The organism is Paraburkholderia sp. GAS41 (assembly GCF_050436545.1).
In the GTDB taxonomy this organism is placed as follows: domain Bacteria; phylum Pseudomonadota; class Gammaproteobacteria; order Burkholderiales; family Burkholderiaceae; genus Paraburkholderia.
Map to the genome: position 1 here is coordinate 21402 of NZ_JBNDMK010000029.1, position 16596 is coordinate 37997.

Here is a 16596-nt window from a genome sequence, read left to right on the forward strand (position 1 = left end):
ACTCATCAACGGGATAACGAATGAAATTAATGCGCAGATTGCCGAGCTGGAAGTTCGTGACAACGGCAAGCTGATGGCCGAAATGCTTGGTCAGTGCCAGTATTTGCCGCAGTGGTATTACTATTTTGGCGGCCTCGCGGACAAGATTCAGGGCGCCGTGATTCCGCTCGACAAGAAAGGCTACTTCAACTACACCCGCAACGAGCCGCTGGGTGTCGTCGCCGCCATTACGCCGTGGAATTCGCCCCTGTTGCTCGCTACATGGAAGATTGCACCCGCGTTGGCCGCGGGTTGCACGGTCGTGATCAAGCCATCCGAGTTCACTTCTGCGTCCACTATCGAGTTTGCGAAGCTCTTCACGGAAGCCGACTGGCCACTGACACCCGAGATCAATGCAGTACTTAGTCGTGCGAAGCTTCTTTCGCCGACGTTTGGCCAGAAGTATGTGATCAGGGACAGGCGAGGAAATCCCAAAACGGATCAGGCATGCCGCGATGCGTGGGAAGGGGCGATGGCCCGCGCCGGCCTCTCAGACAAGCCCTACACGATCAAGGACATCCGGGCAAAAGCGATGACAGATGCGAAGCGCGCGGGCTACGATCTGGACGCGCTGCAGGTAGCCGGCGCCCACACTGACCGATCGACGACGCAAGGATATATCAAGTCGAGAGAGGTGCCGCTGTCGACCGTTGTACTGCATCTTCCGCACGTTGACGCGGCCTGAATATTAGAAATTTCTAATATTCGCTCTGCTTTGCATAAAAAATAGGCACCAAAAAACCCGCCAAGCCTTATGCCAAGCGGGTTTCAATTGGTCGGGGCGAGAGGATTTGAACCTCCGACCACCTGCACCCCATAAATGTCTTTACTAGTGCCGCATCATGCCATAAGATGCAAAAAACCCATGTTTCATAGGGGTTTATTGGCATTTTGAAGTGCCACGCGATGACACAAAAAAACAACAAAGCGCGGACGTTTTAGTACCCTACTAGTACCCTTTCGGTAAAGGTACGCGGCGAACCTTTGTAACTTAAACACAAGGCTGGGGCAGCAGGCATGGGGAAACTCGCAGTTTCGCAAATCAAGGCGATCAAGGCAACGGGGGCGCGGCAGGAATTCAGCGACGGCGACGGCCTTTGCCTTCGGGTTAGTGCGGACGGTTCTAAACGTTGGTTTGTCCGCTTCACGCTCAAGGGCGGCGGTAAGCAAGAAGGCGCGCCGCTCGCGATCTATGACCCTGATAACAACGGCGGGTTGTCTCTCGAAAAGGCGCGCGGGGTGGCCCGCACTATCCGCGAGAAGGCAAAGAAAGGAATCGACTTTCGAGCCGAACGCGAGGCAGACCAGCGCGAGGCGAAAGAGAAGGCAGAGCACGCCGACGCAGCGGCGGTTGACGTTCGCGCGATGTTTGAAGAATGGATGACAAATGGGGTAAACCGCAGCGAATCGGGCGCGGCGGAAGTTCGCCGCCGCTTCGAAAAGGACGTGTTGCCCGCTATCGGCTCCAAGGCCGTGCGCACAGTCGTAGAGCGCGACATTTTGCGCATCCTGCGCGAAATCGAATCGCGCGCCGCGCCGCGCATGGCCCTTTCTATGCGCGACCTAATCGGGCAGCTATTCGCATGGGGCGAAAAGCGGTTGCCGTGGCGGCGGGTTATCGAAGTCAACCCCGCCGCGACGATCAAAGATGAGACCATTGTCGGCGCGAATTATCAGGAAGGCGAAGGTACGCGAGCGCTTACTGATGGCGAAGTGATCGAGCTACACGACAAAATCGCGGGGATTCAAGCGGCCTATGACGTGGCCAGCGACAAGCGCCGCGCCGAACAGCCGTTGCAGAAACGGACCTCTTACGCTATTTGGGTAATGCTCGCGACCATGTGTCGCGTGGGTGAGATTTCGCGCGCCCGCCGCGCCGATATCGACCTCGAAGCGCGCACATGGGAAATTCCCGCCGAACATTCGAAAAACGGCGACGCTATCACTATTTACCTTTCGCACTTCGCTTGCGACGCGTTCCGCGCATTGCTCGCCCTCCCCGCTTACGAATCGCCCTGGCTCTTTCCGTCTCCGAAAAACCCGACGCAACATGCGGACGTTAAAAGCATTACGAAGCAAATAGGTGACCGTCAATGCTCGAAGTCGGGCCGCGAACCACTGGTGAAGCGCGCGAAGGCGCGGGACTCGCTCATGCTATCGGGCGGCGGTTGGACCCCGCATGATTTGCGCCGCACCGGCTCGACCATGCTCGAAGAATTGGGCGTTAACCCCGCCGTCATTGATCGCTGCCTTAACCACCGTGAGAAACGCGATACCGAAGGTAAGCGCCTTTCCGGCTCGCAAGCGAAGTTGCGCCGCGTCTATCAGCGTTACGACTATCAGATCGAAATGGCGGCAGCATGGGATGCGCTTGGCAAAAAGCTAACGAACCTCACGCGATCGAACGTTCACGCATTGCGAAAGGCGTAAGAAGGCAGACCCACAAAGAAAGTGGCCCGTGGGCCGCCTTCTTTGTCCCTATGCCGCTTTGTATGCGGCGGGGTCAACTAACCAAGCGTCAATATCGCAGACCCGCCAACCAACCGATTTAGGGCCGATTTGGACGGGCGCGGGAAACGTCCTATCCGCGATTCGGCGATAAATCGTGCGGATAGATAAGCCGGTATCTTTCTCGACCTGCGCACGCCGTAGGAGTGCATTCGGTGTACGGTTTTCAATGTCTTTCATTTTTACACTCTCCCTTTTGCCGCTTTATGCGCCATCCGCTTGTGGCAACTGGCGGCGGCGCTTACGTCCCACGCCTCCGCGCCAGTCGCGTCGCGTAGGCCCGAATCACCCGCCGCTATCCATTGCCTGAGCGTTGCCGAATCCCATAGCTGCGTTTTCGACCACTTTAAGCCCAGGCGTATTCTCACAAAGTTACCCTAAGTGTATATAGACGTGCGTTACCCCCACCGCGACAAGGCGGATAGCGACAAATCAATAAAACGTGCCCAAGCGCTCGCTAGGAAATCCGAGCGTATGCGAACCGACGACCGACGGCACGCGGAAATAACCGTCGTACCGACGGGAACGCGCGGACTAAGACGCCGGTGTGGCTCAAACGATGATCGACATTTCGCGTTAGAAAAACAGCACAGCTACGAATGCTAACGCAACAGGAAACGCATGGTTACAAAGTGCGGGATGGGCGCTTGTTTGAGTTCTAAGGATGCGCACGTAAGATCGGGGTAAGGGAAATATAACCAGAGCGCGCCGAAAAAAACAGAGGGCGCGCGAAATTTATTACTTCGATATCGGCGAGGAAAACTAAATTCAGGTCGTGGAAACTATCGAAGCGATGGGCGGGCGGCCTCCTGTGAAAAAGCTCACAGCCGTTTAGGCTTCGAGATTTCACTTATGTTTACACGCTCTCACATACCCTTACATCATATCCGGCCAGGGAATTGGCCGCACACGTTTTACCCGGACCTCATGCCGAAACTGAGGACGGCGCGGCCCCCCTCGATTTCATCGTTGTGCGTCACTTCGCAAGCCGCAAGACGACGTCTATCACGTTGCGCCAGTTCGCGGATACGTTCGGGCGTTCGCATACGTTCTATCGTCGTATCGCGAACGCGTTGCAGGATACAGCTTGTATTGATCGAAACCGCGCACTTGATACGCTCACGCCGATTTTCACGACGGAACATTCATGCGCATTGCCGAGCATTGTCCAATCGAAGCGGGAAGCTTCGGCAAGCGCATTGCGACGCTTGCCGAGCCTCGATGCGTTCCTTGCCGGATCGTATGTGATGTAACAGCGTTAGCAACGGGTTTATGTTGGCCAAGTTGTCCATCATTTTCGATTGGACAAATCGGCCACCTTGTTCCTTGCGCGAGGCGGAGTCGGCATCCTACGCGCCGGATGCAACCGCGACCCGAAGACTCATCGCTCCCGAAGCTACAAAACAGGGTGTCCTCATGCGCCCGCCTAGCGCCAACGAAGGCGCTACCGTTCGCTCAATCGTCACGGTAGGGCGACAAGATGAAGGCATGGATACGAGGCACGCAGGAATCACCACTTATCAAAATGAGCGGGCGAGACGTCATCGAGTGGGTGGCGAGCCGTTCGACCGGGCTTTCCCGTCTATTCACGGTATGGGCTGTGTGTCAAGGAAAATAGTTTAAGGGCACTTCGCGCCGCTTTCGATCTTCTCCATATTCGCCGCTTTTGCCCGTTTAGAAACCACCAGTTACTGGTAGTGAATGACGTGTTACAGCCAGTTTCTGCGTGTCACACGTATATGAACGCACGCGAGTATGTGCTGAGAGCAATATCGAAAATGAAAGGGCGAAAACGTTGCTTCGACATAACGGTCTCACGCGTAAGCCATTGATAAAGCTGTTGTTCTTGGAGTTTTGACATCGCCCAATATAATTAGGCATACGTATTAATATGAAATAACGAGTACTTGGAAAAAAGCGGAACAAGCGTGAAGATAGGCGCTGTCTTCAACGGATCAGAAGACGCAGGAAGGTAAGCGATGATGCCCGGCGCTCGATCAACTTTGGCGCCGGGCTAGGCGTCGTCAATAGTGAAATACAAGGGAGTAAATCTAAAAAATGAAACTAAATGAATCTAACGTGAATATCGGCGCGACGCTCGCTATGCACGGCATCGAAGCAACTCTGTCGACCGCGGATGCTGCCGCCGCCATCAACCGCAAGCCCCAGACTTTGAGACGTTGGGCGGCGTTGGAGAGTGGTCCTCTGCGCCCGCTCCGCATTAATGGCCGTCTGGCGTGGCGCGTGACTGACCTGAAAGCACTGACGAACAAGGGCTAGCCATGAAAAAGAAAAACGCCCAACCCAGCAAAGCCGCCGAATTGAGCGCGAAGACACATAGCAAGTTTACCGAAATAAAAAGTCCTCGTCAGTTGCGCATCCTTCATGCGTTGATGACACGCCCTCGCCCGCGCGAAGAGATGGACCGCATCGCTGGTTGCCCTAACTCGCCCTCACAGGTTGCCTCGCTACGCCGCAAAGGCTTTGAAATTCCGTGCGCGCGCCTTTGCTCGCTCGACTTCGACGGCTTGTGTGTTTATCGCGGCGTCTATTTCCTTACGGCCGCCGACCGCCGCAAGATCGCTCGCCGTGTGAGCAAGGAGAGCGCGTAATGATTTCGTGGAATCACTATGAACCGGGCCAGCATCGTCTTTTCTGCCCGCATTGTGGTCACGGCCGCCGCAAAAAGCCGCTTAGCCTTACCATTGACGCCGACGGTAAGGGCATCGCTCATTGCTTCCGCTGCGGTTTTGTGGAAAGTTATCGCCCTGAGCAAAGCACGCGCCTCGTGACGTTGACGCAACCGCGGATCAAGGGCGTGCCGGTGACCTCGAAGCACACGACGTTGGCACCCTATGCGCGCGCCATATGGGATGCCGCCAAGCCGCTCGGTGGTATCCCGCTCGCGTATCTTGAGGCTCGTCACTGTCGCGTACCGCCGCGCGATGCGGACCTTCGTTGCCACGATTTTCTTCGTCATTGCAGCGGCTATAACGGTCCGGCCCTCGTAGCCTTAGTCACCGACGCCCTGACCGGCCAACCCATTAGTCTCCATCGTACGTGGGTTCGCGCTGATGGCCGCAAGGCCGATCTTGACAATCCGCGTCTGCTCTTGGGAGGTCATCGTAAGCAAGGTGGCGTAATCCGTTTGTGGCCGGATGACGCGGTTACGAGCGGTCTTGGTATCGCCGAAGGCATCGAAACGGCACTGTCGCTCGCGCACGGCTTCGCGCCGGTATGGGCGCTCATTGATGCGGGTAATCTCGCGGAGTTCCCGCATTTGCAGGGCATCGAGACCCTGATGATTGGCGCGGACAACGATCCCTCAGGGGGCGCAGCCGCAAAGGCTTGTGCAATCCGCTGGGTCGATGCAGGCACAAAGGTGTTTGTGACGCGTCAGGCGGAAAACGACCTCAACGATTCAATCGCGGAGGCCGCATGAACTATCACGCAACTCTTATGCAGGGCATCGTTGCCGCAGCGGAGCCTATGCGCAAGCTTGAACCGTTGCGCGACGGCGTCGTGATCGTAAGCGGTTCAGAGTTGACGCCGGAACCGGTGCGTTGGCTGTGGCCCAACTGGCTCGCGTTGGGCAAGCTGCATCTTTTGGCCGGTGCGCCGGGGCAGGGCAAGACCACAATAGCCATCAATTTCGCGGCGACAGTTACGAGTGGCGGTCGCTGGGCCGATGGTTCTCGCTGCGCGCCGGGTAATGTGCTCATATGGTCGGGCGAGGATGACCCCGGCGATACCTTGTTGCCTCGCTTGCTGGCCGCAGGTGCTGATGCGAGCCGAGTGTTTTTCGTGACCGGTTCGCGTGTGAACGGCGAGGTTCTATCGTTTGACCCAAGCCGCGAGATGCTGGCGCTTCAGGAGCATGTGGCGCGTATCGGTAATGTTCGCCTGATAATCGTTGACCCAATCGTCGCTGCAGTTGCGGGCGACAGTCACAAAAACACTGAGACTCGTCGCTCATTGCAACCACTGGTTGATTTGGCCGATTCGAGTGAAGCCGCGTTGCTCGGCATTACTCATTTCAGCAAGGGTGGTCAAGGTGGCGACCCATCGCAACGTGTGGTTGGCTCCATTGCGTTCACCGCCGTGGCCCGCGTGGTAATGGTTGCTGCGAAGGTGAAGGGTGATGAAGGCGAAGATCGCCGTATCTTGGCGCGCGCGAAATCCAACATTGGCCCCGATAATGGCGGCTTCGAATATCACCTTGAGCAATCCGAGCCGTTGCCTGGCATCCTGGCATCATCCGTCGCGTGGGGCCCTCCGGTTGAAGGTGCGGCGCGCGAACTGTTGAGCGATCCAAACGAGTCGGACGATGAGCCATCGAGCGCGCTTGATGGCGCCACTGACTTCCTGAAGCAGGTACTGGGTGGTGATGTGGTGCCGGTCAAATCGATCGAAGTCGAGGCGAAAGACGCGGGGATTTCCTGGCGTACAGCGCGCCGTGCAGCAGACAAGTTGGGTGTGAAGAAGAAACGTGGCGAAGGCGGTAAGTGGTATTGGACCATGCCGAAGTAAGCGAACTTGTCCAACTTGCCCAACGTCTTATAGTTGGACTAGTTGGGCAACTTACCCACGCAGTACATGTGGCCCGTTCTTTGATTGATGAACGGCCAGTGATGCGCTCAAGAGCAGCACCTTTGAAACGAGGCACCTTTTTTTGGAGAACACCATGAACAACATGCAAGAACATAGCGCCAAACTGATTGATTTGGTCGAAAAGTCCGGCATGCGCGCGGAGCTAGAGGCGCGCGTCGAGATGCAACAAGCTGAAAAACGCCAGGAGCTTATTGTCGAGCGGGCGCGCTTGATCAAGGAGGGTGATGAAGTTATGCCGCCACTTGATCGCGACGTAGCTTTAACGCGCCAAGCTCGCGAATTGGCCGAGCAGAAATGTGCAATCGCTCGTCGCGCGGAGAATTACGCCCTGCAACGCGCATATGGTACGCGGAGCAACTACGGCACCGCGCATATCGACGCTCAGATCGAACGGATCGCGCCGAAGTTTATGCAGGAGGCTTTCGATGCGTTGCAAGAACCAATCGATTTTCTTGGTGGCACCGTTTGGTTCGGGACGCAACGCAAGCGTGTCGGTTGGAATTTTCACAATATCGACGTAAGCAATGTCGAAGAGGTTGCGGCACTGCGCCAAAAGTGCAAGGACGGGCAGGCGAAGATCAAGGCCATGATGTATCAATCCGATGCTTCATTCGATGAACAACGTATTCAGTGCGTCGCTATCGTTGAGGACTGCATATCGTTAACGCGTCCACACCTGAAAGATGACAAGCACTGGGTGCTGCACCAGCAATGTAAGGAGCGCGCCAAGAAGAAATAAGTACGACGCGCATTGCGTTCGCCGCTGCGGCCGTTCGAAGTTGCTCTTGGATGGCCGTACCTTGAAGTTTCTGCATTTGCAAAGGTGAAATCATGCAACGTTTATTCCCGGATGGACTGTCTGGCCCGTGGGCCATCTTTCCTCCCCGGCTGCGTGGCCTTCCCGAGCTTGCGCATCAAATGGAATTTGACGGTACCGCATACTCGCAGATACCACGCCACACCGCCGACGCACAACTTAGCCGTCGGGATATGACGCGAAACGGTGCAATAGCTGTGTTGTCGTTCTGCGGCATTGTGATGCAACGCGCGGGTGCTTACGACGCCGTGTTCGGCGTATTGGGCCTTCAGCAGTTCGTGCGGGCGTTTCATGCGGCACTTGTCGATGATTCAGTCGGTGGCATTTTGATTGATATCGACTCCCCAGGCGGTTCCGTGAACGGCGTTGCCGAATTTGCCGACCAGGTATATCAGGCACGCCGTTGCAAGCCCATCTTAGCTATTGCGAACAGTCTCGCGGCAAGCGCCGCGTATTGGATAGGGAGTGCTGCGAGTCAGTTTTACATTACGCCGAGCGGTGAGGTTGGCTCTATCGGTGTGCAGTGTATTCATGAGGATTGTTCGAAGGCGCTCGACAAGGCTGGCGTGCGTACAACGTTGATTTCCGCAGGACGATACAAAACCGAGCAGAGTGCGTCGGCACCACTCGGAAACGCGGCGAAGATGCACATTCAATCACGCGTTGATGCGCACCACCGCGCATTCACGCGCGATGTAGCGAAGCACCGAGGGGTCGATATCAGTTGCGTGCTCCATGGCATGGGACAAGGGCGGTTGCTGGATGCCGAGCGGGCACAGGGTGAAAACATGGTCGACGGAGTGGCCACTTTCGATGAGGTCAAGGACAAGTTGTCGCGGCGTATCAAACCCCGCAACGCATCGCTCGGGAAGCCGCGCTGTTGATCGCGCGATACGTGAAGGCAATGAGTATGCCGCCTCGAAATCGGCACGACGCCAATACAGAATTCGTGAATGACGGGCTCGGAGGCGGTTTGAGCGGTTGACGTTCGCAGACATGCCAACGCATCGGCAAGACGACGCCAAGCCCGCCAGCGACCGCGTGCGATGCTGTAGCTACCCCCTAGGGGGTGTGTAATCGCTGGCCTCGCGGTGCGCGCGACCGTGGGCGAAACACAATTTTTACCGCCGCGAAATTACGCACCCGAAAAGCGAAGAAATCAAAATGTGCGGACATAACCAATGTCGCCGACGTTAACGGTCGTGTGCGGCAACCTCGTCGAAATAACGACGTTGTCCAATTTGGCGAACATCTATCGATGGACAAGTTGGACAACTTGCCTGACGACGGTGATTTTCTGAGTAAACTTGAGCGATGATAGGCGGAGCCAACGGATCGTCTCATCGATGATTCGCTGGAAATTCGCCACGGCGTTCGCCCCGCAGACCGTGTGCATTCGTACGGTTACTACTGCAGCGAAATTCCGCAGGGGCGCGTTTAAAGTGAGTTCATCGTTTGCGTGACGAACTTCCGAAAGCAACCCTTCACCGCATTCGTCGCGCCAATTCGACAGCGGCGGCTCTCGATGAAGCAGACGTCGATATTTTCCTGCGGACAGAAACACAACCGGTTGCGCACCGCTCCCCGATCCTCATTCCGTTGACTGTTAGGAAACGGTGGTCCCCTGAGAAACGGCCCAGGATGACGACCTATTAGGAATTTGCATTTGCAACGAGTTCGCCGAGCATCGTACTTAGCCCCCTGATAGGTTGCGTTGGAGAGCCGGCAAGCAGTTGGGTGAGCATGACGCCGTGCTTGACCTTGTCGTACTCGACTCGGGCTTCCGTGATGTCTGAAAACAGGTCATGCAGAACTTGTGCGCCGTGAACGAGTTTCAACCAGTCGTCGCCAGGATACGGCACAGGATCAGACGGGCTGAAGTATCTCTTATCTGCAGCGTGCCGTTGGAGCCACGCGACAACTGCTTCACCTGAAAGCGGAGCCGCGCGTGTCGGGTCTTCTTGGTTGATCACTGTTGCAATGTTATTCGCGTCAAGCAGGTAGTTTTCGTACATGCGAAGCGGCAACCATATAACCCGTCCATTGCTTCTCCTATCAATGTCGTCAACCGCCTTCTGGCTGCGCTGCTCGCGGTCCAGGATGAAAGCAACAGAAGGAGGAAGCAGCGACTCGGTGCCCGACAGCCGTTCGTATATATCGAAGACACGGGTCGTATGTTTGCTGCTGAGTTCGTCGGTACTTACGAGGCCTAGTATCTGGACGCCCTGTAAAGGTATTTTTGCTACACGCTGCAGTAGCTCAGGGAAGCAGACTTCCTCGGTTTTTCCCTCAACCCAAAGGATCGAGTCAGCGCCGTACACGTCGTTGAGACGCACCCCAACATCGGCGAGTGCCATGCGAAGATCGTTCTGCGAGTTGTAGTCAATCGCGACGACACTACTGGCACTATTCTCAGGCTCCCTGCGCACCAAGAACAACCGATCCATCTCGGTCATGCTTATGAGCGAAGACGAATGAGTGGTGATGACATACTGATGCTGAGTGTAACCCCCAAGTATTTCAAGTAGTTTGCGGATGGCACCGGGATGAAGGAAGCTCTGCGGCTCATCGATAAGTATCAGAGAAGGATCTGAGTTGATGACCACATACAGAATGGCGAGCACCTGACCAATGCCCGTCCCGCTCTCCTGTAACGGAACGGCAAGGTCGGAGCGCTCGGAGTCGGGAGGAATGGTCCATACGTTCACCTCGATTCGATCGCCTGCGACCGGAACCGCTGTGATGTCAGTGATGTGTGGAAAAATCGTCCTCACATGTGACATAAAGCGCTCATATCGATGCCGATTGGACGAACTGAAGACGTTCAGTACGGCAGCGAGGTTACTGGCATTCGGCTGAAGCACTGGCGTATGGCCGACCTTGCAAGCCCCGACGTTAAGCCGCTCTGCCCGAAAGGCATACGATTGGTCGCGAAGCGCAATTGCCAAGGCCACCTCTGGTCCTTGGGCCGTTCCACCGAATTCACCGGACAATTGCAGTGCCACGCCGTGCGGACATGCGACGTTGGCAATAGTGGCAAATCTGCCCGCAGCTATCGGTGGCAAAGGTTGGAGGCCCGACAGTTGCCCTTCAGTTTTACCGTTCTTCCAAGTTACAACGAGCGTATTAGTCTGAGTCAATGCTGCCTGCACGACCTGGATACCTTGTTTGCCCCCACCGGCAGGGCACCCTATATTGAATTGTGGCAATTTGGCGAATAGTGTATTAACTTCGGCCTCACTTAGTTCATAGGTCGATGTCACTTCCGATTCCGGCGACGGGACCGTCGTGGGGATAGGCACCGTGGTTAGGCTACGATGCGGGAGGTGACCTTGTCGAAGGCCAATCGCTTCAATCAGCGCACTCTTGCCCGCATCATTGCGCCCCGTAAAAATGTTAAAACGCGGTGCGAGGGAAATTTCCCCCGTATCCACGAAGCACTTATAGTTCCTTACGCGTACCTTCTGCATCAACATCGTTGCCAGACTCCTTTTTTTGATTTTCTGCAGAAGTGTACCTCGCGCGATTGCTTTCTCTAGCTTACGCACGACGGGTAAGCGGCGCAGCCCATCGCTAGAATCGCAAGCCCAATTGCGCTAACGGCTCGGATCGTCGAACGACCGCTCCCCGGAGCGAAAGAGACCTTTGAAAGTCTTCCTGGGTGCCGATACGAAAACCGGAGGTGGCCGGCTCCGGCTGTTTGCCCCTAGGCTGGTACACTCAGGCGATCAAAGTAGCTAGCCATCAGAAATCTGGATACTGTGCCTGCCTCAACGAACGGAGCGCCTGTAAGCCTCGCTCCAGTGACGCGGGGATAGCTAAACACCAGTAAGGGCACAGCGAATTCACCTACGCCAAAACTACCCGGAACCGACGATGCCGCAGGAGATCGATGATCGCATTAAAAAGTTGAACGCCTTCAAGGTGAAGTTGCGCGAATGGGACCGCACGCACGACCAAACGGTGCGGGAAGAGGTGAATCAAGAAAAGGCTTGGGCGCACAGAGAGATCGCGGAGCTCGGCTGCCTGAAAGTATTCACACTTGCTCCGCCGCCGGCAATCGGCGGTCTGGTGATGCGCAATATCGATCTGTTCGATCATCTTTTTGAGCGTCCATATATGCAGCCGGTCATCCCCTTGGTTGTCGATATGATCGACGACGCAATCGGCAGGCTAAAAGCCGGCATCGTTCCACCGGCGAAACCAGCGACTCAGGTCCAGATAGGAGCAATGGTCCAACAAGGGTACGCCTTCGTCGTGATGGCCATCGATCCGAACGATCCAGGCCTGGAAGACGTGCTGGATTCGATAAAGGAAGGCGCGATGCGCTGTGGGATTACTGCCGAGCGCATTGATGAGGTGGAAGCCAACGAGCGAATCACTGATCGCATCCTGGATTCCATCAGGCGAGCGCAATACGTTATTGTCGACGTAACCCATCCTAAACCGAACGTGTTTTACGAGGCAGGGTTCGCGCAAGGAGTCGGCAAACTCCCGATTTACGTCGCGCGGGCAGGAACCGCGCTCCAATTTGATCTCAAGGACTATCCGACGATTTTTTTCCGAAACATGAAAGACTTAAAAGACGGCCTCGAGAAACGCCTTCGCGCCCTGGCCGAAGCAGCCGCCGAATAGCACGGTCTATCCAGCCATGGCTATCGCGGGTGTCGAGCGAAGACAGCATCGCATACGAAACGCCGATGTTTGGCCAAGCTAGGCGCACGGTGCGAACGCCCCTTGGGGCCAACAGCAGCACCGCACAAAGGACGTTAGCGAACGTTATCGGTCGCTTGGTTTTTTCGAACGCTGCCGAAAAAACGAACTTGTCTAATTTGGCCAACATATATTGATGGACCAGTTGGACAACTTGCCTGACGACTGTGATCTTCCGAGTAAATTTGGGCCACGATTGGAGGAGCGAATGGACGCCATCACCAACGGTTAGCCGAAAATTCCTCACGGCGTCCACCCCGCAGACCGCGGGCGTGCGCATCTGCTTGCGACAACGAAATTCGGCACGGCGCGTCTAAAGTGAGTTCATTGTTTGCGCGACGAGGTTCCGATAGCGCCCGTCAACAGCCTTCCTACCCGGTGCCACCTCAACAATAGCTTCCAAGGCATAATGGTCGTTCCTTTTTCGGACAAAGTCGCAGACAGCTTCGGCGCGGCCTACAACCAGACACGCTTCATGACCGCATCGAACGATAAAGGCGTGGGCTGACTGTCTGGATGCGATCAAGGTTGGCGCGCGGGTCATCCCGATTGGTTGCCGGTCAGTGCGTCGACGGGCGTTGCATGACACCGGCAAGCCAGGAAATTAGGGGCCGCTACTGGGCCGACGCCAAGGTTTTTCGGCGAGTTTGCACGGGCGGCGTATCTAGCCTACGCGGCCGGATCGGCGACGGACGGTACCAGTGAGGCCGAAAAGTCCATACCCTCTTACTGGCCGTACCCACGCCTGGACTTGCGGCGCTTTTACGGTCTCGCGGGTGCATAATCGCGTATCTCAAGGATCGCCGCGAAGTGGCGTCGCACACGTGAACAGAATATGACTGAAAAGAAGTATCGGGTAATTTCCCTTTTTTCCGGCGCGATGGGCCTCGATCTTGGCATAGACGCTACCGATCGGTATGAGATCGTTGCGTGTGTGGAGAAAGAGCGCATCGCCTGCGACACAATTCGAAAGAATCAGGCCGCAGGCCGACTTCCCAAAGAATTGAAGGTGTTTGAGGGGGACATCTCATCCTTGGATCCCGCAGATCTCTTGCGGGAGGTGGGTCTTAAGCCAGGCGAGGTCGATTTGCTGATCGGCGGCCCACCTTGCCAAGCGTTTAGCACGGCAGGAAAAAGAGGAACCGTGCAAGATCCCAGAGGCACCCTGCTCTGGCAATTCCTTCGGTTTGTTGAGCATATCCGGCCTCGCTTCTTCGTGATGGAGAACGTGCGAGGATTAGTGTCTGCGGCTTTGAAGCATCGACCGATTGCAGAGCGCCCGGAAAAAGGCGGCGCGCCCCTTCTGCCGGAGGAGGAACCCGGGTCGGTGATTCGTCAGTTCTCTCGCGACTTACAAGCATTGCCTGAAGCCCCCTACCACATGGACATCTTTGAGGTGAACGCGGTCAACTATGGGGCTCCGCAGATTCGAGAGCGGGTTCTCTTCATCGGAAACCGCTACAACATGGAGGTCGACTTTCCTGATCCCACGCACGGGCCGGCCGGTGCGGCAGAGGCGCAGGCAGGACTATTTGATGGCGAAAATTCGCGAACACCTTGGGCCACGTTGCGCGATGCGATTGGTGACTTAAACGAAGAAACACCGACCGTCTTGGACTTTAGCCCGAGAAAAAAGCACTACTTGGACTTGGTTCCCCCTGGATCGAACTGGCGTAGCCTGCCCGTGCACCTCCAACAGGAGTCCATGGGCAAAGCATGGCATGCGAAGGGAGGGCGTTCCGGTTGGTGGCGTCGATTGACCTTCGATCTGCCGTGCCCGACTTTGATGACCATGCCAAACCACGCTAGCACCGCGCTGTGTCATCCGACCGAGACACGCACACTGAGTTTGCGGGAATACGCACGCATTCAAGAGTTCCCTGACCGATGGGAGTTTGCGGGTACGGTATCTGAACAATATAAGCAAGTCGGAAACGCAGTTCCGACTCGATTGGGGAAGGTGGCGGGAGAAGTGGTAGCGTCGGCTTTAGACGTTATGAAGGCCCGGAAATGGAGAAAATTCACGACCGCACCTGAGGCTTTTCGTATCGTCTATATCCAATCTCACGTTCGAACCCGACAATGGTTTAAAGACGGGAAGACTTTTATTTGGGACGATGGGGCCGAAGCAAGTGATGCTACCTATGCTCCGAGTCGAACGGGCCGAAAAGAAAGAGCAATAGCCTAAAAAAAAGGAGCAGTGTAGATGGCGCGGGGACATGCAGGAATGCCGACGGCCGAAAACGTCGTAATTAGTAAAGCTTGGTTGCTTGCTATGTTAAGTCGCATCGACAATGACGATTCTATGAGAGCGCGGGTGCTTCGATTGGAATCAGAATTTCGGGCACGAATCGACGCGCATGTGGAGAGTCTTCCGCAGGCGCAGGCATTATTCAAGAAATTCAAAACGAGCCCGTTCGTGCTGATGATGTATTCTCGACGACAAGGGTATTCTCGGATCAGTCAGATCGAATCAGACATCCTCCCAGCAAAACTCTTTTCTTCAATGGAGACGTCTGCTGGAAGGATGATCGAGGAAATCGTTTTGCCAGAACTGGGCTGGGCATGTGTTGCAAGCGAAATGCACACGGCCAATTCGGCACTGGACGGGAAGAAAATCGATGAGTCCGGTCTGAAGGTCGCGACGTTAAAGAGCGGCCCAGCCTGTCTCAACGATGAGATGAGTGAGAATTTTGCGGATGCAATAATCTCGCACGTCCAAGCGTGGGCAAATGATGCTGATGTTTCGGAGGTGGATTTTACATACGGCGTTCTGTATGGAACAAAGAAACAGTCCAATAAAAAAGATTGGCATATTATTCGCAATTTGGCCGATAAACTTGGAACTGAAGTTTTCTCTGTTCACTCGAACGGTCGGTGGGACTGCAAGTTCGAGCACAACGGAATTACAGTAACTGCGACGATTCGTATCGGGAAAGAATGGTGGGACTTTTTTGGCGGTGAACAGTTTCTTGTTGAGCTTTGCATCGCTCTGATCCGGGCTTGCGTTACGCCTGGCGATGCAGATCCGCAAAATCAACAATATGACATTTCCGATCTCGCGCAAATCGTTTCCACCGCCGATCTTGATCCGGGATTTAACGTGGCTTTGCTTCAACGAGAGCAAGTCCCGTGGCTATTTTTCTTGGCTCGCCATTTTTGTGATCAGTTGACGCCCTAGGAAATCGCTTATCACATTATGTTGCGGCCATGCTTTAATGGGTCGAAATTCGGCGCGTCGGCAACGATTGCAAGGTACCAATAACCGCAATCAGGCGGCAACAAAGACGCCCTCGGCCGATGAAGCAACATTCGTTGCTCGTGAATTGAATGGTCGCTTGCTGTATGGATTTGGTGCCCAAACATCCGAGCAAAGGTGCGGGCGAACGACGCTTCATGGCCGAACTGGGCCCGCTACGACGGACGCGTCGTGTTTTCCCGCCACTTAAATGCAAGAGTTCGAGCGCTCGCTTTCAGACGCTCTGCGTGTCAGGCACGGCCGATGGCATTCGCGCTCAAATGTCCGCGAATACTCAACAGGTCGTGTCTTTCTTCTTCGGCCGCTGCAAAAGGAGCGAGGCGAACGCGAATGCATTTACGCGTGGGTTCGGCAACGGTGAACGCCAAATCAGCCAGACGGCAAAGCGGACAACTAGTACCAGTTAGTACCTCGGCCCCTTGGAGGATTTTCCGACTAGTACCCTGTAAGTACCCAGAAGCCGGAAAAGAAAAAAGGTTTCCGCCGCCAAGCCGGAAACCCTTGATTTCTTTGGTCGGGGCGAGAGGATTTGAACCTCCGACCACCTGCACCCCATGCAGGTACGCTACCAGGCTGCGCTACGCCCCGAACAGCTAAAAATTATAACAGACACTTCAATCGATTAGAACCGCCAGTCACCAACAAAACC

General features: G+C 55.5%; 13 protein-coding genes, 1 tRNA gene and 1 pseudogene. 12 read left to right on the forward strand and 3 right to left on the reverse strand.

Going from position 1 to position 16596, the window contains the following annotated elements; all coding sequences use genetic code 11:
* Nucleotides 1-34 precede the first annotated feature (34 nt).
* The 3 genes and pseudogenes from P3T43_RS29965 to P3T43_RS29975 form a co-directional block, all read left to right on the forward strand.
* Nucleotides 35-376: pseudogene (locus P3T43_RS29965) on the forward strand (aldehyde dehydrogenase family protein); the annotation flags it as partial.
* Nucleotides 377-388: 12 nt separating this feature from the next.
* Nucleotides 389-724, forward strand: a complete 336-nt coding sequence (locus P3T43_RS29970) for a tyrosine-type recombinase/integrase (RefSeq protein ID WP_429284683.1) — start codon at nucleotides 389-391, stop codon at nucleotides 722-724.
* 332 nt (nucleotides 725-1056) lie between these two features.
* Nucleotides 1057-2469, forward strand: coding sequence for a tyrosine-type recombinase/integrase (locus tag P3T43_RS29975; RefSeq protein WP_429284622.1), 1413 nt, complete (start codon nucleotides 1057-1059; stop codon nucleotides 2467-2469).
* Nucleotides 2470-2517: 48 nt separating this feature from the next.
* Here P3T43_RS29975 and P3T43_RS29980 read toward each other — a convergent pair whose 3' ends face one another.
* Complete coding sequence (locus tag P3T43_RS29980; RefSeq protein ID WP_429284623.1) at nucleotides 2518-2727, reverse strand: helix-turn-helix transcriptional regulator; 210 nt, start codon at nucleotides 2725-2727, stop codon at nucleotides 2518-2520.
* A 1878-nt stretch (nucleotides 2728-4605) separates the two neighbouring features.
* Here P3T43_RS29980 and P3T43_RS29985 point away from each other — a divergent pair.
* The 6 genes from P3T43_RS29985 to P3T43_RS30010 all read left to right on the forward strand — a co-directional run bounded on the left by P3T43_RS29985 (nucleotide 4606) and on the right by P3T43_RS30010 (nucleotide 8859).
* Nucleotides 4606-4827, forward strand: a complete 222-nt coding sequence (locus tag P3T43_RS29985; RefSeq protein WP_429284624.1) for a DNA-binding protein — start codon at nucleotides 4606-4608, stop codon at nucleotides 4825-4827.
* A gap of 2 nt (nucleotides 4828-4829) precedes the next feature.
* Nucleotides 4830-5159 carry a hypothetical protein gene (locus P3T43_RS29990; protein ID WP_429284625.1) on the forward strand — a complete coding sequence of 110 codons (330 nt, stop codon included), beginning with the start codon at nucleotides 4830-4832 and terminating at the stop codon, nucleotides 5157-5159.
* A gap of 206 nt (nucleotides 5160-5365) precedes the next feature.
* Nucleotides 5366-5989, forward strand: a complete 624-nt coding sequence (locus tag P3T43_RS29995) for a DUF7146 domain-containing protein (protein ID WP_429284626.1) — start codon at nucleotides 5366-5368, stop codon at nucleotides 5987-5989.
* Nucleotides 5986-7077 carry an AAA family ATPase gene (locus tag P3T43_RS30000; RefSeq protein ID WP_429284627.1) on the forward strand — a complete coding sequence of 364 codons (1092 nt, stop codon included), beginning with the start codon at nucleotides 5986-5988 and terminating at the stop codon, nucleotides 7075-7077. Before P3T43_RS29995 ends, P3T43_RS30000 begins: the two co-directional genes overlap by 4 nt.
* A 154-nt stretch (nucleotides 7078-7231) precedes the next feature.
* Nucleotides 7232-7897, forward strand: a complete 666-nt coding sequence (locus tag P3T43_RS30005) for a hypothetical protein (RefSeq protein ID WP_429284628.1) — start codon at nucleotides 7232-7234, stop codon at nucleotides 7895-7897.
* A gap of 92 nt (nucleotides 7898-7989) precedes the next feature.
* Nucleotides 7990-8859, forward strand: a complete 870-nt coding sequence (locus tag P3T43_RS30010) for a S49 family peptidase (RefSeq protein WP_429284629.1) — start codon at nucleotides 7990-7992, stop codon at nucleotides 8857-8859.
* A 768-nt stretch (nucleotides 8860-9627) separates the two neighbouring features.
* On the opposite strand, the gene P3T43_RS30015 is transcribed toward P3T43_RS30010, so the two are convergent.
* Nucleotides 9628-11451 carry an AAA family ATPase gene (locus P3T43_RS30015; protein ID WP_429284630.1) on the reverse strand — a complete coding sequence of 608 codons (1824 nt, stop codon included), beginning with the start codon at nucleotides 11449-11451 and terminating at the stop codon, nucleotides 9628-9630.
* 400 nt (nucleotides 11452-11851) lie between these two features.
* Here P3T43_RS30015 and P3T43_RS30020 point away from each other — a divergent pair, with 400 nt between their 5' ends.
* The 3 genes from P3T43_RS30020 (at nucleotide 11852) to P3T43_RS30030 (ending at nucleotide 15869) form a co-directional block, all read left to right on the forward strand.
* Nucleotides 11852-12610, forward strand: coding sequence for a hypothetical protein (locus tag P3T43_RS30020; protein ID WP_429284631.1), 759 nt, complete (start codon nucleotides 11852-11854; stop codon nucleotides 12608-12610).
* Nucleotides 12611-13523: 913 nt separating this feature from the next.
* The gene (locus P3T43_RS30025) at nucleotides 13524-14876 is read left to right on the forward strand and encodes a DNA cytosine methyltransferase (RefSeq protein WP_429284632.1); all 1353 of its coding nucleotides are present in this window, start codon (nucleotides 13524-13526) and stop codon (nucleotides 14874-14876) included.
* Between the two features lie 18 nt (nucleotides 14877-14894).
* Nucleotides 14895-15869 (forward strand): PmeII family type II restriction endonuclease, encoded by a 975-nt coding sequence (locus P3T43_RS30030; protein WP_429284633.1) that lies wholly within the window; start codon nucleotides 14895-14897, stop codon nucleotides 15867-15869.
* 589 nt (nucleotides 15870-16458) lie between these two features.
* Here the strand turns inward: P3T43_RS30030 and P3T43_RS30035 are convergent.
* Nucleotides 16459-16535 (reverse strand) — tRNA-Pro (locus P3T43_RS30035).
* Between the last annotated feature and the right edge of the window lie 61 nt (nucleotides 16536-16596).

Excerpts from the sequence above, each read along its gene's own strand:
- P3T43_RS29975 (WP_429284622.1), top strand. The coding sequence starts at position 1,057 with ATGGGGAAACTCGCAGTTTCGCAAATCAAGGCGATCAAGGCAACGGGG.
- P3T43_RS29980 (WP_429284623.1), bottom strand. The coding sequence starts at position 2,727 with ATGAAAGACATTGAAAACCGTACACCGAATGCACTCCTACGGCGTGCG.
- P3T43_RS29985 (WP_429284624.1), top strand. The coding sequence starts at position 4,606 with ATGAAACTAAATGAATCTAACGTGAATATCGGCGCGACGCTCGCTATG.
- P3T43_RS29990 (WP_429284625.1), top strand. The coding sequence starts at position 4,830 with ATGAAAAAGAAAAACGCCCAACCCAGCAAAGCCGCCGAATTGAGCGCG.
- P3T43_RS30000 (WP_429284627.1), top strand. The coding sequence starts at position 5,986 with ATGAACTATCACGCAACTCTTATGCAGGGCATCGTTGCCGCAGCGGAG.
- P3T43_RS30005 (WP_429284628.1), top strand. The coding sequence starts at position 7,232 with ATGAACAACATGCAAGAACATAGCGCCAAACTGATTGATTTGGTCGAA.
- P3T43_RS30010 (WP_429284629.1), top strand. The coding sequence starts at position 7,990 with ATGCAACGTTTATTCCCGGATGGACTGTCTGGCCCGTGGGCCATCTTT.
- P3T43_RS30015 (WP_429284630.1), bottom strand. The coding sequence starts at position 11,451 with ATGTTGATGCAGAAGGTACGCGTAAGGAACTATAAGTGCTTCGTGGAT.
- P3T43_RS30020 (WP_429284631.1), top strand. The coding sequence starts at position 11,852 with ATGCCGCAGGAGATCGATGATCGCATTAAAAAGTTGAACGCCTTCAAG.
- P3T43_RS30025 (WP_429284632.1), top strand. The coding sequence starts at position 13,524 with ATGACTGAAAAGAAGTATCGGGTAATTTCCCTTTTTTCCGGCGCGATG.
- P3T43_RS30030 (WP_429284633.1), top strand. The coding sequence starts at position 14,895 with ATGGCGCGGGGACATGCAGGAATGCCGACGGCCGAAAACGTCGTAATT.